The organism is Pseudomonas sp. PvP100 (genome assembly GCF_017833055.1).
GTDB classification, from domain to species: Bacteria; Pseudomonadota; Gammaproteobacteria; order Pseudomonadales; family Pseudomonadaceae; genus Aquipseudomonas; species Aquipseudomonas syringae.
Window position 1 is genome coordinate 4,403,489 of sequence record NZ_JAFIBO010000001.1, and the last position, 21,512, is coordinate 4,425,000.

Genomic DNA, 21,512 nt, shown 5'->3' on the forward strand with positions numbered 1-21,512 from the left:
TCTGCGTACTTTCAAGTATTCCGGCATTCATATAGCCATCCAGCACAATCGGTTTCGTCGAATCCGACACTCTGGCATTTCGATATGTCCCTATTGAAACCAGAGAGTAAGTCCATCAGCAAAGACAACTGACCACCGAACCCAACCAAGGAAGAAAAATGGGTAAACAATCTCGCAGCAAGCGGGCCTCGCCGGAGCCTATGGTGATTTACCGCAGTCACATTGCCGCTTTCCGCTCGCGTTATCTGCTGTCCTTTCTGACTCCGATCTTCATGGGCATATTTTCTCTCGCCATTACCGCAGGCGCGATGGTCGATGCGTACTTTCCAAATGAGCCGGAGAGAACGGGCCAGTCAATGATGCTCATGATGGGCGTATCACTGGTCTTGAGTTTCGGCGGCATCATGATGAGTCGTGGGCATGCCTGCGGAATGTGGATATTGGCGGCCATTCTGGTGAGCTGCTTTTTTGCCGTGTTGCCCACTGCCCCTGCGCACTGGCGGCGTTTTGAGTTGATGCTTTACGTGCTGGGGCTGCTTTTCCCGTTGCTGGGCCTTTTATCGCTCAACAGCGAGCGCGGCCGGGAGTTGCGCATGCAATGGAGGATTATTCGATCCGAACGCAAGGAGATCCGTCAGGAGATGCGGCGGCGCAAGGATCTCGAGGTGCATCGTGAAAGCCTGCGCAAGAGAAAGACGCTACGCAAATAGCCCGGGCTCAACGAGGACTTTATCGCGCCCAACAAAAAACCCGCCGAAGCGGGTTTTTCCAAGACCATCCCGACTCCCTGTCGGCTGCCTCCGAGGCGATGGTCGATCATCCTTGATCCTGGTGAACTCCTGTTCACCACTTGATGGATCCAATACTACGGAGGAAGGACCAGATCGGAAATGGCCAAATCCCTCCACCGCGTGTAAGCGTTTGGCTATACCTTGTCGAGGCGGGCATGAAGAGCTCGGGGCGCAATTGCGTAGTACGCCACCTGGAAACTTCATACAATCGCTCGCCGATCACAAAAGCAGCAACGTCAGAGATACAGGATTTCCCGGAAGAAAACGTCACCCCACGGAACACAAGGAATAGAACCATGAGCACGACAGATCAGACCCAAAGCACTGGCCAGCACAGCGCCAAGTGGCAAGAGCGTTTCAATTTTTTCGAGACGTATGGTGCGCCGAACGATCCACGCTTCAAGCCGGCAGTGAACGCGCTGCCTGACTTCAAGAAGAAGTTGCTTGTCTGCGCTAACATCATCGCGTTTTTCTTCGGTCCGATTTACTTCTTCGTGCTGGGTCTGTGGAAGAAAAATCTGGCGCTGATCGGCGTCATTATCGCGGTCAACATCGTTATAGCGCTGCTTTTCGGGATCCTCGGAATGGAGGTTCCGGCAGCATTGGGCACCGGCTTGAACGTCGTGTTTTCTCTGATGTACGCCCTGACGGCCAACTACTCCTACTACCTCAAGGAAGTGAAAGGCGAGCAAGGCTGGAACCCGTTCAAAGGCATGCGCCTCTGACCCGCAGATGTAGCCAGCTGAGCACCCGCACCGCTCAATAAGCGTGCGGGTTGGCTGTGGATAACTCCCCTCGGGCTTTATGCCCTCCCTTCCACCAGCCTCAACTCCCCATCCACATACAGCACTTCGCGCCCCACCCACGCCAGATCAACCTGCGGCAGCACGGCCGAGGGTTTGCGCAGTTCACGCAGCAATGTCGAGCCATGCGAGAGACGTCCGCCCATGCGCGCGATCACCGCGCGGGCGTTCTGGTAGTGCGCGTGGCGTCCGGGGTCGAGGGTGTCTTCCAGCAGGATGTCGTCACCCAGAATGCCCTGGACCTGGCCAGGATAAATCATGAAGCCGGTGGCCTGCTCGGTGCCTTCGCGGCCGTCCTGCCAGAAGCTGCCGGCACGGCTGCGAATGTCTGGATGGGGCGCAAACCAGTGTTCCCGGTCGGCGCCGGGCATGGCGTGATGCAGGCGGAAGAACAGGCGCATCAGGTTGTCGCGATACCACTCGCGCACTTGCAGGTAGTAGCCGCGCATGCCCGGCAGGCCTGCGCGGTGGGCGATGCGAATGAAACACGGCCAGGTCGGGAAGGCCTGTAAAGGCAGGTCAGTGGCGGCAGGGCGCGGGGTCGCGGGATCGGTTTCCCAAGGCAGCCGGTGCGGGCAGTGCTCCAGATCGTCGTAAGCGGTCGGCGGACGTCCCAGCAGGTCTCCGCCGCTGCTGGCCAGCGAGGTGGCGATGCACAGGTTGCCTTGCACGACGAATACGTAGAAACGGGTGAACCAGTCAGCCAATTGCTGGCCGTCAGCACCTTGGGCCGTAAGGGCATGCAGCTCTCGGTCGAAGCGGTGCAGTTGCTTTTCAAGGGTCAACAAGTGGCCGCGCGCGACACGCTGCATCCGCAGAAACACGGGTAACGAGCGCAGCAGACGCAGCGGGCGCCACGGCAGATGCGGGGTCGCGCCGCCGACCTCATCGGCGTAGCTGCTGGAGGCGATGCCCCAGTCAGCCAGACGTGCGAGAAACAGGTCGTTGTTGATGTAGGAAGCTGCGCCAAACAGTGCGGAAAATGGCTCGTTGTCCTGCAACACGCGTGAATCCCAACGCGCCATGATCGCCGGGATGCTGCCTGCGGCACGCCGCTGTGCGTACTCGACCAGTCTGCTGGGCTGTGGCGGCAGGATCTCCGCAATATTGGCGGCGGTCAGGTGACGGCGCCAGCCGTAGTCACTGATCGGGCGGTACTGCAGCAGCCACAGCTGGCGGCCATCCCAGGCCCACTCGACGTCGCCCGGCACGTAGTGGAATACGCGCAGAACGCCCTGCAGGAAGTCCCAGAGCGCCTCCTCAGTCAAACCGTGGGATGGCGTGAAGTCGCCGCTGCTCCAGGCCGCGCCGAGGCGGGAAACGATCGCTCGCTCAGGGCTTGCCTGACCGTCGGCCAGCGACTCCAGGTGCCCTTCCACCCACTCCAGCTCGACCGACAGGTGACGCACGAAAGCGATGCCGGAAAGCACCGGCGTGATGAAGCGCTGTACCACCACCTCTTCGACGCCAGCGCTGTGTAGCTCTGCGACACGCGCGGGTACGTTTTGGCTGGGCTCGCGAAGAAAAGTGCTGCTCAGACCGGCATTGGCCGCATCGGCCTGATCCTCACCGAAGCTGGACGAGCGCACGGCCCAGATAGCGTCAGGCTGACGGGCCAGAAACGCGGGCAAGGCCGAGTCACCGCCCTGTTCCAGAGACAGTGCCTCGGGCACCGGTTGCCCGGCAATGGCCGCCAGACGCAGACGGCCGCCTTTGGTGTGCGCAACGAACCCACGCTCGCCCGACTCCAGCCACTGCGCAAACTCTGCCGGTGCGTCGATCCACGGGTAGTGACCCCAGCCCGGTTTGAGGCTGATGGTCAGGTCGGCACGCGCCAGAATGGCCGACCACGCGGCTGCCTGCTCGATGCCCAGGACCTTGTCCTGATCGCCCCAGACCAGCTCTATCGGATCCTGCACCCACTCCAGCAGCGGCAGCGCGGTGTCGGCCCGCAACAGGTCCCAATACGGCACGAAAGCACGGCAGCGAGCGTAACCGGAACCCATGCGCTGGTAGTGCGCGGCAGGCCAGCTCTGCCTGGAAAACTTGTGCGCAAACAGTGTGGGCTTGTTGGCCAGCAGCCAGTGAATGGTCTTGCGAATGGGCAGCGGCGACATCAGCGCAGGCAAGCGCCGCTGCCACAGAAAAGCCCCCACCGGGGCCAGCAGCACGCTTCTGCAGAAGTGTCCGGGCTGGCGCTGCAAAGCATGCATGACCAGCAAGGCATTGACCCCCACAGCGACGATGGCGCTGCCCTTCACGGTCGCCGCCAACAGCGCATCGGCGTAGGCGGCGAGGTCTTCGCAGGGTGGCTGAGGATTGTTGCCGAAGCCTGGCAGCTCCAGCGGCACGACCTGATGCTGCTGAAAATGCGGCAGCGCGTCGTCCCACCATTCGGCACTGCTGCCGTTGCCCGCCAGCAGATACAGCAGCGGCAGGTCAGACATGACGAGGCTCCTTCGACGAGTGGACAGCCGAAGTGCGACGATCATAGCGATACAGCCAGATCAGCGGCGGCAACAAGGCCAGCAGCGCTGCCAGATCGAGCCACACATGCGACCAGACGCCCCCACGTACGGAAATCAGGATGTCCTGAGGCGCCCACAGCAGCAGGCCCGCAATCAGCCAACCCCAGGGCATGGCGCTTTTCAGGCGATTGCCCAAGTGCACCAGCGCCAGCATGTACACGGAGTACGTTTGCAAGGTTGCGCCAAACAGCGCCATCCACCAGACCTGTTGCGCGCGGGCAGCGGCGGGAACCGCCTCGGTCCAGAACGCCTGCTCGAGGCTAGTCAGATAGCCATCGAGCAAGCCGGAAAAGCCTGCCCAGGTGAACACCAGACTGCCCAGCACATGCGCAACTGCGACGGCATACAGCCAGGTCACCAGCGTACGGCGCAGGGTGTCAGAAGAGAGCGGCATACCAGGTCCTTGAGTCGTCCTTGTGAGGTGGCGAGTTTAGCGATAACTCATCAGGCTTAATACCGCCGCCCTTGCCTCCCGCTCGATTCACTGTGGATGCTGGCCGCTGCTGCGCGTGACACCGTAAAGGCCCTTTGCCTCCAGTCATAACTACCAGTAGCCACCAACCCGCTTTGCCCTTCAATGTACGGCTCCGCTCGTCAGGCCATCTGCCGGGCGAGCCCTGCAGTCGGGAGTAGCGGTGATGGATGCGCTGAATGTCATCAATATTGGCACTGACGGAATCAACTCGCTGTTCACTATCGTTCTGCAATACGGAGCGACTGTTGTTTTGAGGTTGGTGATCGCAGCGTTGCTGTGGATTGTCGGCCGCTGGCTGATCGGTGTGCTGGTCAGGATGGCGCAGCGCTCGCTGACGCGGCAGCGGTTTGATCCGACGGTCCTGCGCTATGTCGGCTCGTTCATCACGGTGACGCTGAATATCATTCTGGTGATCGCCATTCTGAGCTATTGCGGCATCGAGACCACCAGCTTCGCAGCACTGCTGGCGGCCGTGGCGCTGGCGATCGGCATGGCCTGGTCGGGTTTGCTGGCCAATCTGGCCGCGGGTGGTTTCATCATCGTGCTGCGGCCCTTCAAGGTCGGCGATCTGATATCGGCGGCGGGCGTGACCGGAACTGTGGTCGAAATCGGTTTGTTCGTTACGTCGATCAACACTCCGGAAAACGTGCTGAATCTGGTGGGCAACAACAAGATCTTCTCTGACACGATCGTCAATTTTTCCAGCAATGCCTTTCGCAGTGTCGAACTGACCGCGATATTGCCCGGCAGCGCCGACGAGCAGAAGATCATCCCGCGTCTCAAGGATCAGATAGCCCGCCTCCCCAACGTACTGAGCAGCCCTGCGGTCGATGTGCACCTGTCCTCTGCGACAGCCGACTCCATCACCTTGTCAGTACGGCCCTATTGCCACAATGATCACTATGATTCAGTGCATCGCCAGACGCTTGCCCTCATCAGAGCGTTGATGCTGCACCTGTCCTGAGCGGCACGCATAGGCAAAATTCATCGCCCTTCAAGCTCACCCGAACCTGTTGGCAGCCGATCAATAAGGATCGGTCCATATTCCGCGTGGCCTCTGCTTTTTTATCTTTACGGGTTTAACCATGAGCCTTTTATCTCGTTTTCGGGCCGGCACATCGCGGACCGAAGGCGCCATCAGTGTCATTACGTCCGCCCGAGAATTGAACGCCAAGCTGTCTGCGCTGAGCTTCGATCCGGTCTATCTGACCGGTTTCGTTTCGCCGCACGTCGACTTCGATCAGGTGGCCAAGTCTGTCGCTGCGCGCTTTCCCAACGCGAAGATCAGCCTGTGCACAACGTCAGGCGAACTGTGCTCGGGCAATGATTCGCTGTACTGCGCGGCGGATAACCAGTGGGACCGGATCGTCCTCGCGCTGTTCGACTCAAGCGTCATCAAGAGTGCGGAGGTGGTGCACATTCCGCTGCACAGCGAAGACATTCGCGGCGCGGGCAAGCGACTGTCGATGCGTGAGCGCATTGCGCGCCTGACCGATTCGATCAAGCGCACGCAGATCAACACCCCCATCGACCACCGCGATACGCTGGCCTACGTCACGTTCGACGGGCTGTCGGCGTCGGAGTCGTTCTTCATGGAAGCGCTGTATGAGTCCGGGCGCTTTCCGTGCCTGTTCGTCGGCGGTTCTGCGGGTGGCAAAGGCGACTTCAAGAAGACCTTGATTCACGACGGCAAACGCAGCTACGAAAATCATGCCCAGGTGGTGTTTCTCAAGAGCGCGAAAAACGTGCGCTTCGGCGTCTTCAAGAGCCAGAACTTCGAGCCGACGACATTGAGCCTGAGCGTGCTGACGGCCTCCCTGGAGGAGCGTTACATCAGCCAGGTGGTCAATGCCAGAGGCGAGATCACCACGATGGTTGCGGCGCTGTGTGACGCGCTCAAGTGCGAGCGGCATGAGCTGGAGGGCAAGCTGGCGCAGTATTCGTTCGCCATCCGGGTAGGCGAGGAGCTGTTTGTGCGTTCGATTGCGCGCATTGATTATGAAAGCGAGCGGGTTCACCTGTTCTGCGACGTGGCGCCCGGCGAAGAGCTGGTGATGGTCAAACGAACATCCATGATCGACACCACGCGCAAGGACTTCGCGCGCTTTCTGCAGGGCAAGTCCGGAAAGCCGCTGCTCGGCCTGTTGAGCGACTGCATCCTGCGGCGCCTGAACAACGGCAGTGAACTGGGCCGGATGAATGACGTGTTCGGTGCAACGCCGGTGGTGGGCTTCTCGACCTTTGGCGAGATTCTGGGGTTGAACCTCAACCAGACGCTCACCGCCGTGTTCTTCTTCAAAGTGCCCGAAGGGCAGCCGTTCCGCGACGACTACATCGATAACTTCATCGCCTATTACGGCGAGTTCAAGGCCTTCTTTCTGCGTCGGCAGATCAAGAAGCTGGCCGGTCTGAGCCATGTGGTGGTCAAGCAGATCGATCAGTTTAAGCAGCGCAACTTCGTGCAAACCATTGACCCGAGCGGTCTGGACGAGCAGATCCGCCCGGTGTTCGGTGGCCTGAGCGACCTGGGCGATGTGCTGGTCAAGGCCCATCATGATCAGGAAGAAATCGCCGCTCAGTTGCGCCACTACTCTGGCGAGCTGCATGTTTCGATGGACGAGCTGTCGCAAACCATCACCCAGCAGGAAACGGTTATCGACAAAGCGGGCAATACCGTCAAAAGCCTGGTCAGTCAGGCGGACGAGGTGGTGCTGGGCTCGCGGGAGCTGGCCAAATCCAGCCTGCGCATTCAGTCGGTGGTGCAGATGATCCAGCAGATCGCCGGGCAGACCAACCTGCTGGCGCTCAACGCCGCCATCGAGGCTGCACGGGCGGGCGAAATGGGACGTGGCTTTGCAGTGGTGGCCGATGAGGTACGCCAGCTTGCGCAGAAGACGTCGCAGAACGCCAACGACATCGGCACCGATATCGAGCGTCTGGCCGAGGAAATTCGCAAGGTGGCGCAGCACATCGAGGAACAGTCCCTTGAGGTCGGAACGCTGACGGGGCTGCTGTCGGAACTGGAAGGCTCCAGCGACATGACGGCGGGCACCTCGCAGCGTACCCGGCAACTGGCGGACACCCTGCGCGGCCTGACTCAGTAGCAGCGCCTGCTGTCAGGACGGCAAATGGCCCGTCCTGACAGCAGACCGTGTTACAGGCGGCTTACTGGTTACCCAGCACGCCGACCTTGCCCATGACGTTGCTCATGAACTGCTGCACGGTCATTTTCTGGCCATTGAAGTCGACCATCTGGTTGGCGTAATGCAGGTCGGAGACGATGTTGTCGCCGTCGACCTTGGCCAGTTGCATCATCTCGGCCATGGCACTGGCCATGTCGCCAGCGGCCTTGGCCTGATCGGCGATGACCTTGAGGTCGGTCTGGCCTTCACGCATGGCTTGCTGGGTCGCGAGATCGCGAATCATCGGTTTGGACAGGACGACCTTGGCGTTGACTTCGCCCAGGCTCTTCATGAGCAGCGCATCGGAAGGCTGATCGAGCGGGCCTGGATCGGCCAGGTCCACGGCGATACGCATGTGGCTTTCACCGTTGCTGGTCTTGAGCGAGAGTTTTTCCAGCTCGATGTGCGGTTTGGCTGCCAGCAGCGTTTTCATCTGGGTGTTCATCAGCTCCTGATCAGCCGGGCTCAGCTCCAGGCGGAACGGACGTTTCTCCTGCGCGGCCTCCTGCTGCTGAGGCAGGATTTTATCCTGATACAACTGATACAGCGCCTGAGTCGCCAGCACATCGAAATTGGCGATCTTGAAGCCCATGTGCGCAGAACCGACGTCCTTGCCCGCGTAGGCAATCATGCCGGCATCGTAGTTGATCTGGGCTGCCAGGTTACCGGCATCTTCCTGCACCAGGTTGGTATTGGTGAAATCGCGGATCTGTACCTGTGGCTTGCCCACCACCTGGAAACCCGCGTTCTGGATTTTCATGTTGGTGTGGCCCAGATAGAAACCGGACTTGCCTTTGGTACCACCCGTGTCGAAGGTCATGCCTTTGATTTCGATACTGACCGGGCCGTCAGGCGACGCGACATTGAGTTGCAGATTGTCCATGTTGCCCGCAAGGGTGAATTTTTCCGCATTGGCCGAGGACTCGGCATTCAGGTCCAGACCTGAAAAACGGAACGTGCCGTCGACGTCGGTCATTTCCAGCGGGGCCATCTGCAGCGTGCCTTTGGTGGCGCGGTCATAGCCGATGCTGGCCTGGCCCGTGAGCGGTGGCACATCCTTGCTCATGGCGAACCATTTCTCGGCGCTGGGGCTTTTTTCCATCTGGAAATTGCTCAGGGCCATGACCGGCAGCAGGTTCAGGGTCTTCAGATGCGACAGCGGAATGGGGCCGTGCTCGATATGGTCGACGAACAGAAACTGGCCGCCCTGGGTGCTATCGGACAGGTTCTGGATGTCGACGCGGTAGTGCGCCGTGCTGCTGAAGAAGTGCTTGTCGAGCGAGAGCATTTCCAGCTTGACGCTGGTGTCCGTGCCTTTGAACGACTTGGCCAGTTCCTGATTGGTCTTGCTGATCGAGTCGTTCAGCGCGCCTTCCAGTTGATTGCCGGTGTACCAGGCACCGGCCGTAGCCAGTGCGCCCGCTACGACGATGACGCCAATCGCTATACCTGCTGATTTATTCATAGTGACGTAAAGATATCCGTTCTGATGATGGGAAAGTCGTACCGGGACCGGCAGCGCCGATTGAAAGCCGCGAGAGACTATCATCGGCGGATCCCGTGAGCCCAGCCTTCATGGCCATTTCTGTGGGCGCGTCGCCGTTCCGTAGGCGCGTTGGACATGGCCTTGTGCCTTTTGTTGCGCACGCCAATCCTGTGGAAAGGTTTTGAAACAGACCCTAGCCACAGCCTTCCCGGAAACGTTAGGCTGAAACGAATTTGCGAACAGGACGTGATCACATGAGCGAGCAGCAAAAACAACGAGGTCCGATCAAGGCCGTCATTTTCGACATGGATGGCCTGTTGCTGGACACCGAGGGCGTTTACACCGAAGTCACCCACTTGATTGCCAGTCGCCACGGTCGCACCTTCGATTGGTCGGTCAAGCAGCACACCATTGGCCGTGGTGCCCGGGACTTCTCGGACTACGTGATCAAGGCGCTGGAGCTGCCAATGTCGATCGACGAGTTTCTCGAAGTCAGGGAGCCCATGCTTGAAGAGCGTTTCCCGCGCGCCGCAGCCATGCCCGGTGCCGAAGCGCTGGTCCGCCATCTGGCTGCGCATAATATTCCGATCGCCGTGGGCACCAGCTCGTCGGTGCATTACTTCAAGGCCAAGACCACCCTGCACCGCGCATGGTTCGAACTGTTCGACACCGTCGTCACCGCCGACGACCCGGAAGTCGGTGCTGCCAAGCCGGCCCCGGACATCTTTCTGGTCGCCGCCCGCCGTCTTGGCGTCTCGCCCGCCGACTGCCTGGTCTTCGAAGACTCGCCGTTCGGTGTGACCGCTGCCAAGGCTGCCGGGATGTACGCCGTGGCCGTGCCGGACTCGCACATGCCGGTCGAGCAGTACGAGCATGCGGACCTGCTGCTGGGCTCGCTGGCCGACTTCCCGCTCACGGCGTGGGGGTTGCCTGAGCTCGCCTGAATAACAAGGAGATGCTGAGCATGAATTATCGAACCCTTGGCCAGTCCGGCCTCAAGGTTTCCGCACTGACACTCGGCTCGATGATGTTCGGTGAGCAGACCGGCGCCGAAGAGTCGCTGCGTATCATCGACAAGGCCAGGGATCAGGGCATCAATTTCATCGACACGGCGGATGTCTACAACGCCGGGCGCTCGGAGGAAATCGTCGGTCGGGCCATCGCGGCACAGCGCAGTGACTGGGTGCTGGCCACCAAGGTCGCCATCGGCCCGGCCGACGGCGTGCCCAACCGGGCCGGCCTGAATCGCAAGCACATGTTCAATGCCATCGAGAACAGCCTGCGGCGACTGGATACCGACTATGTGGATATCTATTACCTGCACTAGGAAGATCACGACACGCCGCTGGAAGTGACGGTGTCGGCGATTGGCGATCTGATCCGGCAGGGCAAGATCCGCTACTGGGGCGTGTCGAACTTCCGCGGCTGGCGAATTGCCGAAATCGTCAACGTCGCGCAACGCCTGGGCGTCGACAAGCCAGTCATCAGCCAGCCGCTGTACAACATCGTCAACCGCCAGGCTGAGGTCGAGCAGATCACCGCTGCCACACACCATGGCCTGGGCGTCGTGCCCTACAGCCCGCTCGCCCGCGGTGTGCTCAGCGGTAAGTACGCCCCGGACATCGCTCCCGACAGCGAGAGCCGTGCCGGACGTCAGGACAAGCGGCTGCTGGAAACCGAATGGCGCACGGAGTCGTTGCGTATCGCGCAGCGAATTCAGGCGTATGTGCAGGACAAAGGCGTTGGCATTGTCGAGTTCGCCATTGCCTGGGTGCTCAACAATCAGGCCGTGACCTCAGCCATCGTCGGACCAAGGACCGAGCAGCAGTGGGACGGTTATACCAAGGCACTCACGGTGGAGATCACCGCTGAAGACGAAGCGTTCATCGATTCGCTGGTGACACCCGGCCATGCATCGACGCCAGGCTTCAATGACGTTCAGCACTTCGTCTCCGGCCGCCTGACGCGCTGAGACGATCACGCCTGCGGCCTTATGCCGCGAGCATGTCACTGTTGCGCTCTGGAACGGTCGTTTCAGAGCGCAATGTCATAAAAACAATACGTGAAACTCCTGTTACCTATGAATGCGAACTCGGTACGTAAGGTCGATGAGCGCTAAGATAGACGCGTATTTTGTCGAGCTCGCCGGGCTGCAGCGCGGTCCTGCGCTCGCCGCTAAACATAATGATGTTTGTATTTTCGCGACGGACTGCCAAGTCTTGGCTAGTCTGTCGGCAACAAAGCGATTAATTGGACGTTGTCCAGCCAGGGTTGATGAAGAAGTAGGTCAATGCGCAAATCAGATAGAGAAGCCTTTCTGGGCTCCGTACTGGGCAATGAGCAGCCTCCGGCGCACCTTGCCAGAACCGTGATTGAAGAAAAGCTGCGAAACGCCATTATCGATGGCAGCCTGCCAAGCGGCACGGCATTGCGCCAACAGGAACTGGCAACGCTGTTTGGCGTCAGCCGCATGCCTGTGCGCGAAGCACTGCGCCAGCTCGAGGCGCAGTCGCTGCTGCGTGTCGAGACGCACAAGGGCGCGGTGGTCGCACCGTTGATCACCGAAGACGCGGTGGATGCCTATGCCTTGCGCATTCTCCTGGAGTCCGAGGCGTTGCGCCTTTCTATACCATTGCTGGACGCCGATGATCTGGCGACGGCGAAGGGCTATATCGAGCAGCTTGAGGTCGAGACGGATTTCGGCCAGATCGGCAGACTCAATCGGATGTTCCACCTCTCGCTGTATGCCAAGACCCACAACAAGCGTCTCATGCGTCTGGTTGAAGAAGGCCTGAACGAAGAAGAACGCTTCCTGCGTTTCAATCTTTCTGACATGGGCCTGGGGAAGCTCTCTCAGGATGACCATTGGCAGCTGTTGCGGCTCGCCGAGCAGAAGGCGATCGAACCCTGTGTCGAAGCACTGCAGCATCACCTCAACCGTGGTGTTCAAGCCGTCACTCAATACCTGACCAGCAAAAAGGCCACCAAGGCCAAGCCGACCCGCACAGCGAAGAAAAACCCCGCCTGAATCATCAAGACGGTCTATCCAGCAGGCGATGACTCAACGTCTGCGGATTGGCCGCTTGCACCTCCCGCCCTCCTCTTCACACCTCCTCGATACATTGCCAGGCTCAACCTCGGCATGGCGTTTTTATCGCTATTTTCCTGATCTGCCGGATGGCCCAACGTCGGAATAAGGCAAACTCGACCGTGGCGCTGAGGAAACCAACCGGAGGATGTTCCCTGGCTACGGCTGAACGGCTCGCGCAGGATCGGAGCGGTTCTCTGTTCATCTGAACTCAATGGATAAGGAGTTGTTGAACGGGGCACACAGACATTGGAAGTCATTTCCAACTTCGCCCATTAAAAAAACCAGAACCCTGATTATTCAGCACATCGGCAACGCTGGGCGAGGCATTCGCTCATTATTAATAATTCTGGCTTAATCAGTCGGGAGGGTTGTCTGCGCGCCTGTAAAACGTATTCACCACGTTTTATATGGCAACTTACATGCTTAAAAAACGGCTCATTAAATATTATTAAAAAAATGATTGCAGCCCTTGATAAGTTTGTTTTAAGTTTTCTTCGTCGTCAGTGATGTCGCGGCTTACCGGGCTAGACCTCTCGATATACAAGGGCCAGCGCTCGGAAAGCCAACGCGACAGGGTGTCTCGAATTGAAATAACCGATGCGTGTTTGCGGCGAACAGGCCCCTCACACTCAGGCCTGAGTTCGCCTCTAACCCGGCATTTCATTGCGTTTTATCGCGGCACTGTCGACACGTTTATATCGTAGAAAACTGCAGCGCTACTTACCGCCCTCTTTCAATAGGACCGTCACTATGCCTTGTGAAAAAACACGACTCGCACATAAGAAAGTTGAACTTGGTCGTCATCCGATCTTTGCAGAAATCACGACATTGGATGTACTCCGGCGCTTTATGGAGACCCATGTATTCGCCGTCTGGGATTTCATGTCGCTGACCAAGCGCCTGCAACAGGAGCTGACCTGCACCCAATTGCCGTGGCTGCCGCCGACAGACGCTTCCGCTGCCCGCCTGATCAACGAGATCGTACTGGGTGAGGAGTCCGATGACCGACTGGGCGCGGGTCATTACAGCCATTTCGAACTGTACCTGGATGCGATGCGCGAGATTGGCGCGAGCACGGTACAGATCGAGCGCTTCATCGAACTGCAGAGACAGGGCATGCGTTACACAACCGCACTGCAACACGTCGACGCGGGGCAAGCGGCGACGGCATTCGTGACACACACGCTCGATATCGCCCTGCATGCGCCGGCACACAGCGTTGCTGCGGCCTTTCTGCATGGACGCGAGAGCGTCATCCCGCAGATGTTCCAGACCATACTCGATGACTGGGGCATCACCGCCCACCAGGCACCCACCTTCCGCTACTACCTGGAACGCCACATCGAAGTGGACGCCGAGGACCACGGTCCGGCAGCAGAGCAGTTGCTGGCTCGTCTGGTTGCCGACGACGCGCAGCGCGAGCGAGAGGTTTATCAGACAGCCATCGCCGCTGTGGAAAGCAGGGTCCAGCTATGGGACACGCTGCGCCTGAGCATGCGAACGCCGCTCGTGCAGGCCAGCGCGTAAGACCCGCCCGCAACACCCTGAAGCCTTTACAAGGAAGCCATCATGAAAGCAGAAGACTACATGTCGTTCATCGATGCGTGGGAAGGTCGCGCCACCATTCGGACTCGCCCACGCAGGATGGTCGAGAACGATGACAAACTGATCTACCCCCTCAGCCGCCAACCGCTGGTGCTCAGCGACACGTTCACCCGCGAGTGTGCGCATTTGCGCGATTACGCGCTGGTGCAGAGCCTCTACAAGTTCATCAATGATGTGGTGATCTTCGAGACCGAGATCGTTGACAGGACCGCGCGCAGTATCGCCAAGGACCACTTCACGATTCGCTTCCCGTTTGCCTGTCGCTATGACGCGATGACGGTGGTGGTCGATGAGGACTATCACGCACTGGTCGCGATGGACTTCATGCAACAGACCATCGCCCTGACGGGCATAGAACCTATCCAGTTGCCGGACGAGATTGAACTCAGCCGGGCCATTCCCGCCGCACTGGCTCTGGCCCCCGAGCATCTACGCAGCGCAGTGGAGCTGATCTGTGTCGCCATCGCGGAGAACACCGTGACCAATGACGTGGCGGCGTTCGCCAAGGACGAATCGGTCAAGCAATCGGTCAAGGGGCTGATGGCCGACCACTTGCTGGACGAGGGGCGTCACTCGGGCTTCTGGGCGCGGCTGGTACGCATCTACTGGCACACCGCTCCCCAACAGGACCGGGAATCCATCGCCCGCATCATGCCGGTTTTCATCGCTCAATACCTGACCAACGATATTCAGAATGGCTTCGACTTCACCCTGATCGACCATCTGCAGGTGCCGGACACCATCAAGCACGCGCTCAGGGAAGAGACCAGGGCAGTGAGTTTTCCAGTCAACCGCCATCACCCACTGGTGGCCAACATCGTGCGTTTCTTCAAGAACAGCTCGATGCTGGACGATCCTTGTGTACAGCGTGCGCTGGCGGACTATCTGCCTGCGCAGGGGACGCTGCAATGAAGCGCCTGGAGATTGTGCTCATCGGTCACAGCCTGACCTTGAGTGAACTGAATGCCGAGCTGCTGGACCACGGGCATGGCGTGCGGCATCTGTCTGATCAGCAGGCGCTGGACGCGGTGACGATGCCTGATGGCGGCGTGCTGATCGAAGACGGCAGCCTGTACCTGTCCCAGGAACACCTGAGTGCGTTCGGCCACTGCACGCATCTGCGCCTTCGGGTCGGTTTCGGCAATGCGCTGGAGTACGGGTTACCTCGGCTGGAGCTGCTGTGCTGGCATGGCGCTGCCCAGGCTCGACGCTTGATCGTTCGTGAGTGGCTGCCGGTCGAGGAATCAGGCAACGGGCGCGTACTGCGGGATGCCACTGTCGCAGCCATGGTGGATCTGGCGACATTGCAGATCAGCCGGTTATCCAGAGAAGACGACTATTTCAACGGTCTGACAAGCGTCACATCGGCCCAGAGTGATCGACAGCATGGCTTGCAGGCGATTGATCAATTGCTGTTCGAGCATCGCCTGAATCAGACGGATCAACCGCACCTGCTGAAACTGGCCGAAACACCCATCACCGAGCGGCTGGAGCAGGCGCTGCTGACGTTTGCCGAACGCCCTGCATTGACCATTCGCAACCAGACGCTCAGCTATCGGCAACTGCACGCGCACAGCCTGGCTATCCAGCGCTTGCTGCGGCCATTGCTGGCGCACGCGAAAGCCGACGCACCTCCGGTGATTGGTATCTGCCTGCGCAAGTCAGCCGAGCTGTATGCCGGCATCCTCGCGATTCTGGGTTGCGGTGCGGTGTACCTGCCGCTTGATCCCGGCCAGCCTGTGCAGCGTCAGCAGTACATTCTGGAAAACTCGGGGGCGATGCTGTTGCTGCACGATGGCACGCACCCGCTGGCGGCTGCGGAGTTTCCGGCGCTGGATATCGCGGCGGTGCCTGTCGAGGACGTAGCTTCAGCGCATACATGCGCCGCTGCCGATCAGGATGCGCCCTGCATGGCGCTGTACACGTCGGGCACCACCGGGCAGCCGAAAGGCGTATTGCTCAGCCAGCGTAATCTCAGCCACTTCACCGCCTGGTATGCCGAGCATGTGAGCCTGAACGAACACAGCCGGGTGCTGCAATTCTCTACGCTGAGTTTCGACTCGTCGATCATCGACATTTTTCCCACCTGGCTCAGTGGCGCCGAACTGGTGGTGCCCGATGAAGACCAGCGGCGTGATCCGTTGCAGTTGGTCCGCGTGCTGCAACAAGGCATCACCCATGCATTCCTGCCTCCGGCGCTGTTGAGCATCCTGCCGCTGGATCAGCCGCTGGGGCTTGAGCATGTCATGACCGGAGGCGACGTCTGTGAGCCGCATGTGATTGCGCAACTCACCGGCCAATGTCATTTCCACAACCTGTACGGCCCCACCGAAGCCACAGTGTTGGTTACCGCCTGCGAGTTCGCTTCGTCCAGCAGCAACCGGCATCTGGGCCGACCGATCGCTAACAGCCAGGCGTGGATTCTGGACGAGCAACTGCAGCCCGTGGCCGAGCAGACTCAAGGGGAGCTGTACATCGTCGGACCCGGTGTGTGCCTGGGCTATGTAAACAACCCCGAGCTTACCGCCGAGCGTTATGTGTGGCTGACGAAACCGGATGGGCAACTGATGCGTGCCTACCGTACCGGCGACATGGCCAAGTGGACGGCTGACGGCATCGTCCTCAGCGGACGCCGTGATAATCAGGTGAAGATTCGCGGTTTTCGGGTCGAGCCGGAAGAGATCGAGCATTGCCTGCGCGACAGCGGGCTGTATCGACAGGTCGCCGTGGTGATCGACAGGCAGCGGCGAATTCTGGCGTTTCTCGCTCAACCGTATCTTGAGCATGACGAACAGGCGTTAAAGGCGCATGTACAACGCCTGTTGCCTGATTACATGCATCCCGCCGTCTACACGATGTTGCCCGGCATGCCGTTCGCCAGCAACGGCAAGGTCGATCGCAAAGCGCTTCTGGAAATACCACTGAGCTTTATCGGGCAGCACACTCGTCGCCAACCCGAGACTGAGCAGGAACGGGCGCTGCTGGAGCTATGGGGCGAGCTGTTGGAACTGCCGCCAGACGACATCTCGACTGATGAAAGCTTTTTCAATCTCGGAGGCCACTCGATCCTGCTGTCGCGCCTGTTGCTGGGCGTTCGTGAACGCTTCGGGCGCAGTATTCCCATCAATCGTTTTATCGAAGCACCTACCGTGCTGACACTCGCCAGCCTGATCGACAGTGACGGCACTTCTACCGGAGTCCTCAGTGCTCAGGCCCTGCGGGATGCGAACCCGGACTTTCAGCTGGCTACATTGCCTGTCAGCAGAATGGGTGATGTTCATAAGGTGATTGTCACGGGTGCCAACGGCTTCCTGGGTGTGCATATCGTCGAAGCGCTGCTCGACTGGGGGGCAACCGAGATCACCTGCCTGGTGCGCGAGACTTCTGGACAAAGCGCGCAGCAGCGCTTCGAACATGCCCTGCGGCAAAACCGCCTGGATCACCTTGACCTGAGTCGCGTGAAGGTCTATCCCGCAGACCTGACCAAGCCTCGGTTGGGGCTCAGTGAAGCCGTGTATGAACGACTGGATCTCGAGTTTGGTGCATTGGTGCACAACGCTGCCAATGTGAACCATGTTCAGGACTATGAAACCCTGATCAAAGACAATGTGGCCCCGGTTTTTGAATGCCTCAAGCTGTGTGAGGGGCGCCGTAAAAAGGTCTTCAATTTCGTTTCGACGCTGTCAGCCTGCAGTGCCATCGATGCCGCCGGCAATGTGCTTGAACAACCCGCTGCCGCGACCCCGCCGATCTACATCAAGAACGGCTACAACCTCTCCAAGTGGGTGGCTGAGCGCATCCTGCAATGTGCCCGGGACCAAGGTGCCTGGGTAAACATCTATCGCCCCGGCAACATCGCCTTCAACAGCGTTACCGGTGTGTGTCAGCCACAGAAAAACCGCTTGATGCTGATGCTCAAGGGTTCGCTGCAATTGGGTCAGGTTCCGGCATTCGCCATCAACTTCGACCTGATGCCGGTGGACTTTCTGGCGCGCTTCATCGGCTTCCATGCCAGCCGTTATCAGCCAGAACACGCGGTGTTCAATCTGCATAACCCCGAGCCCTTGAGCTGGAGCGACTACGTGTACGCCTTCCGCGAGGCAGGGCGTCAGTTCGAGTTGGTCAGCGTCGAGCAATGGCAGGCGCAACTCCGGCGCGTCGACAGCCAGAACGCGCTGTTTGGCGTGCTGGGGTTCTACCTCGACGGGTTTGAAGAAGACATCGGCGACATCTCGATGATCGAGCACCGCAACACCCTGAACGGCATTCGTCGCATGGGCGAACAGTACCCGCAAAAAACTCCGGCGTTGTTGCGCAGGGGCTGCGATTACCTGAAAGAAATCGACTTCATCTGAGCCATTACCCACTGAGATAAATGGAGAACGACATGAACACACTTCACAGCAATCTGAAACCCGACACCCTTATCAAGAACCCGGTGGCGTGCCGAGTGGTGTCCACCGTGGACGTCTCCGGTGACGCGGCCAGCGTGTGGGCTGTCGTTGGCAACTTCGGCGGCTTCCAGGCATTCATACCGGCGCTGGAGAGCATTGAGGTCACTGGCGAAGGTCCGGGCTCGGTTCGCAACAAGCTGTTCAAGGATGGCAATGTGGCCATCGAACAACTGAACTCCAGGGACGATCAGGCGCTTTATATGACCTGGTCACTGATCCACACCAGCTTGCCAGTCAGCAATCTGTGGGCGGCAATGACCGTTGAAGCCAGTGGTGATGGCGATACCTGCATCGCCAGCTGGACGATTGTTGCCGACCCTGTTGAGGGAGGGCCTGAGGGGGATGCATTCGAGGCGTTTCTTCAGGGGTTTGCAGATGGCGCAATGAGTAACGTGCGCAGCCTGTTTGGCTGATTGACGCTGCATCACAGCAGCCCGCTCGGAGCAAATGCCCGAGCGGGCTTCTTTATTTGATGACCCATAACGACAAAACCCCTCATCGCGTAAGCGATGAGGGGTTTCGGAATTCAATCTTGACGATGACCTACTCTCACATGGGGAAACCCCACACTACCATCGGCGATACATCGTTTCACTGCTGAGTTCGGGATGGGATCAGGTGGTTCCAATGCTCTATGGTCGTCAAGAAATTCTGTTGCCGATCCGTTAGCAGGTAACGTTCCAGCGAATTTTGGTGACTTCTACTTAAACAAAAACCCTCAACGCGTAAGCGATGAGGGTTTCTGGAATTTAATCTTGACGATGACCTACTCTCACATGGGGAAACCCCACACTACCATCGGCGATACATCGTTTCACTACTGAGTTCGGGATGGGATCAGGTGGTTCCAATGCTCTATGGTCGTCAAGAAATTCGGGTACCGAATCGTGCCGTACGGCGCGCTTCAGCAAATAGGGTATGTGATAGCAAGCTGTTTCAGGTGTCGTTCGTGACGCAAACTTTCGGTTCGTGTCATCTTCACAATCACCGCAATCTGGTCGTTCGACGCAAATTGCTTGGGTGTTATATGGTCAAGCCTCACGGGCAATTAGTATTGGTTAGCTCAACGCCTCACAGCGCTTACACACCCAACCTATCAACGTCGTAGTCTTCGACGGCCCTTTAGGGAACTCAAGGTTCCAGTGAGATCTCATCTTGAGGCAAGTTTCCCGCTTAGATGCTTTCAGCGGTTATCTTTTCCGAACATAGCTACCCGGCAATGCCACTGGCGTGACAACCGGAACACCAGAGGTTCGTCCACTCCGGTCCTCTCGTACTAGGAGCAGCCCCTCTCAAATCTCAAACGTCCACGGCAGATAGGGACCGAACTGTCTCACGACGTTCTAAACCCAGCTCGCGTACCACTTTAAATGGCGAACAGCCATACCCTTGGGACCGGCTTCAGCCCCAGGATGTGATGAGCCGACATCGAGGTGCCAAACACCGCCGTCGATATGAACTCTTGGGCGGTATCAGCCTGTTATCCCCGGAGTACCTTTTATCCGTTGAGCGATGGCCCTTCCATACAGAACCACCGGATCACTAAGACCTACTTTCGTACCTGCTCGACGTGTCTGTCTCGCAGTCAAGCGCGCTTTTGCCTTTATACTCTACGACCGATTTCCGACCGGTCTGAGCGCACCTTCGTACTCCTCCGTTACTCTTTAGGAGGAGACCGCCCCAGTCAAACTACCCACCATACACTGTCCTCGATCCGGATAACGGACCTGAGTTAGAACCTCAAAGTTGCCAGGGTGGTATTTCAAGGTTGGCTCCACGCAGACTGGCGTCCACGCTTCAAAGCCTCCCACCTATCCTACACAAGCAAATTCAAAGTCCAGTGCAAAGCTATAGTAAAGGTTCACGGGGTCTTTCCGTCTAGCCGCGGATACACTGCATCTTCACAGCGATTTCAATTTCACTGAGTCTCGGGTGGAGACAGCGCCGCCATCGTTACGCCATTCGTGCAGGTCGGAACTTACCCGACAAGGAATTTCGCTACCTTAGGACCGTTATAGTTACGGCCGCCGTTTACCGGGGCTTCGATCAAGAGCTTCGCTTGCGCTAACCCCATCAATTAACCTTCCGGCACCGGGCAGGCGTCACACCCTATACGTCCACTTTCGTGTTTGCAGAGTGCTGTGTTTTTAATAAACAGTCGCAGCGGCCTGGTATCTTCGACCGGCAGGGGCTTACGCAGTAAATGCTTCACCTCCACCGGCGCACCTTCTCCCGAAGTTACGGTGCCATTTTGCCTAGTTCCTTCACCCGAGTTCTCTCAAGCGCCTTGGTATTCTCTACCCAACCACCTGTGTCGGTTTGGGGTACGGTTCCTGGTTACCTGAAGCTTAGAAGCTTTTCTTGGAAGCATGGCATCAACCACTTCGTGTTCTAAAAGAACACTCGTCATCAGCTCTCGGCCTTAAGATCCCGGATTTACCTAAGATCTCAGCCTACCACCTTAAACCTGGACAACCAACGCCAGGCTGGCCTAGCCTTCTCCGTCCCTCCATCGCAATAACCAGAAGTACAGGAATATTAACCTGTTTTCCATCGACTACGCTTTTCAGCCTCGCCTTAGGGACCGACTAACCCTGCGTCGATTAACGTTGCGCAGGAAACCTTGGTCTTTCGGCGTGGGTGTTTTTCACACCCATTGTCGTTACTCATGTCAGCATTCGCACTTCTGATACCTCCAGCAAGCTTCTCAACTCACCTTCACAGGCTTACAGAACGCTCCTCTACCGCATCATCAAAAGATGATACCCGTAGCTTCGGTGCATGGTTTGAGCCCCGTTACATCTTCCGCGCAGGCCGACTCGACTAGTGAGCTATTACGCTTTCTTTAAAGGGTGGCTGCTTCTAAGCCAACCTCCTAGCTGTCTAAGCCTTCCCACATCGTTTCCCACTTAACCATGACTTTGGGACCTTAGCTGACGGTCTGGGTTGTTTCCCTTTTCACGACGGACGTTAGCACCCGCCGTGTGTCTCCCATGCTCGGCACTTGTAGGTATTCGGAGTTTGCATCGGTTTGGTAAGTCGGGATGACCCCCTAGCCGAAACAGTGCTCTACCCCCTACAGTGATACATGAGGCGC

General features: G+C 58.5%; 13 protein-coding genes, 3 rRNA genes and 1 pseudogene (1 of these 17 cut by a window edge). 11 read left to right on the forward strand and 6 right to left on the reverse strand.

Annotated features, from left to right (window positions below; all coding sequences use genetic code 11):
- Window positions 1–158: 158 nt before the first annotated feature.
- Together JOE39_RS18915 and JOE39_RS18920 are read left to right on the forward strand one after the other, a co-directional pair.
- Window positions 159–710 (forward strand): hypothetical protein, encoded by a 552-nt coding sequence (locus tag JOE39_RS18915; RefSeq protein WP_210078458.1) that lies wholly within the window; start codon window positions 159–161, stop codon window positions 708–710.
- A 377-nt stretch (window positions 711–1,087) separates the two neighbouring features.
- Window positions 1,088–1,516, forward strand: coding sequence for a DUF2628 domain-containing protein (locus JOE39_RS18920; RefSeq protein WP_003424322.1), 429 nt, complete (start codon window positions 1,088–1,090; stop codon window positions 1,514–1,516).
- Between the two features lie 77 nt (window positions 1,517–1,593).
- Here the strand turns inward: JOE39_RS18920 and JOE39_RS18925 are convergent, their stop codons facing one another.
- Entirely contained in the window at window positions 1,594–4,041 is a 2,448-nt protein-coding gene (locus JOE39_RS18925; protein WP_210078456.1) for a PEP-utilizing enzyme, read from the reverse strand.
- The gene (locus tag JOE39_RS18930; protein WP_134943284.1) at window positions 4,034–4,516 is read right to left on the reverse strand and encodes a cell division protein; all 483 of its coding nucleotides are present in this window, start codon (window positions 4,514–4,516) and stop codon (window positions 4,034–4,036) included. Before JOE39_RS18930 ends, JOE39_RS18925 begins: the two co-directional genes overlap by 8 nt.
- Window positions 4,517–4,760: 244 nt before the next feature.
- Between JOE39_RS18930 and JOE39_RS18935 the strand changes: the two genes are divergently transcribed.
- A complete protein-coding gene (locus JOE39_RS18935; RefSeq protein WP_004404877.1) occupies window positions 4,761–5,561 on the forward strand; it encodes a mechanosensitive ion channel family protein in 801 nt (266 codons plus the stop codon).
- A gap of 121 nt (window positions 5,562–5,682) precedes the next feature.
- Window positions 5,683–7,701 carry an FIST N-terminal domain-containing protein gene (locus tag JOE39_RS18940; RefSeq protein ID WP_210078454.1) on the forward strand — a complete coding sequence of 673 codons (2,019 nt, stop codon included), beginning with the start codon at window positions 5,683–5,685 and terminating at the stop codon, window positions 7,699–7,701.
- Window positions 7,702–7,762: 61 nt separating this feature from the next.
- Here JOE39_RS18940 and JOE39_RS18945 read toward each other — a convergent pair whose 3' ends face one another.
- Window positions 7,763–9,244, reverse strand: a complete 1,482-nt coding sequence (locus JOE39_RS18945; RefSeq protein WP_017279061.1) for a YdgA family protein — start codon at window positions 9,242–9,244, stop codon at window positions 7,763–7,765.
- 275 nt (window positions 9,245–9,519) lie between these two features.
- On the opposite strand from JOE39_RS18945, the gene JOE39_RS18950 reads away from it, so the two are divergent.
- From JOE39_RS18950 to JOE39_RS18980, 7 genes and pseudogenes are all read left to right on the forward strand, one after another.
- Window positions 9,520–10,209, forward strand: a complete 690-nt coding sequence (locus JOE39_RS18950; protein ID WP_016569314.1) for an HAD-IA family hydrolase — start codon at window positions 9,520–9,522, stop codon at window positions 10,207–10,209.
- Window positions 10,210–10,229: 20 nt separating this feature from the next.
- Window positions 10,230–11,237: pseudogene (locus tag JOE39_RS18955) on the forward strand (aldo/keto reductase).
- 318 nt (window positions 11,238–11,555) lie between these two features.
- Window positions 11,556–12,293, forward strand: coding sequence for a GntR family transcriptional regulator (locus JOE39_RS18960; protein ID WP_003343737.1), 738 nt, complete (start codon window positions 11,556–11,558; stop codon window positions 12,291–12,293).
- Between the two features lie 813 nt (window positions 12,294–13,106).
- Window positions 13,107–13,883: a DUF3050 domain-containing protein gene (locus JOE39_RS18965; RefSeq protein WP_004415199.1), complete on the forward strand. Its 777-nt coding sequence runs from the start codon at window positions 13,107–13,109 to the stop codon at window positions 13,881–13,883.
- A 42-nt stretch (window positions 13,884–13,925) separates the two neighbouring features.
- A complete protein-coding gene (locus JOE39_RS18970) occupies window positions 13,926–14,873 on the forward strand; it encodes a diiron oxygenase (protein ID WP_057445186.1) in 948 nt (315 codons plus the stop codon).
- On the forward strand, window positions 14,870–18,316 hold the full coding sequence (locus JOE39_RS18975) for a non-ribosomal peptide synthetase (protein ID WP_057445188.1): 3,447 nt from the start codon (window positions 14,870–14,872) through the stop codon (window positions 18,314–18,316). Before JOE39_RS18970 ends, JOE39_RS18975 begins: the two co-directional genes overlap by 4 nt.
- 32 nt (window positions 18,317–18,348) lie before the next feature.
- A complete protein-coding gene (locus tag JOE39_RS18980) occupies window positions 18,349–18,828 on the forward strand; it encodes an SRPBCC family protein (protein WP_003384661.1) in 480 nt (159 codons plus the stop codon).
- Between the two features lie 117 nt (window positions 18,829–18,945).
- On the opposite strand, the gene rrf (JOE39_RS18985) is transcribed toward JOE39_RS18980, so the two are convergent.
- The 3 genes from rrf (JOE39_RS18985) to JOE39_RS18995 all read right to left on the reverse strand — a co-directional run.
- Window positions 18,946–19,061 (reverse strand): 5S ribosomal RNA (rrf, locus tag JOE39_RS18985).
- A gap of 107 nt (window positions 19,062–19,168) precedes the next feature.
- A 5S ribosomal RNA gene (rrf, locus tag JOE39_RS18990) occupies window positions 19,169–19,284 on the reverse strand.
- A 158-nt stretch (window positions 19,285–19,442) separates the two neighbouring features.
- Window positions 19,443–21,512: ribosomal RNA gene (locus JOE39_RS18995) — 23S ribosomal RNA — on the reverse strand; it runs 824 nt beyond the window's last position.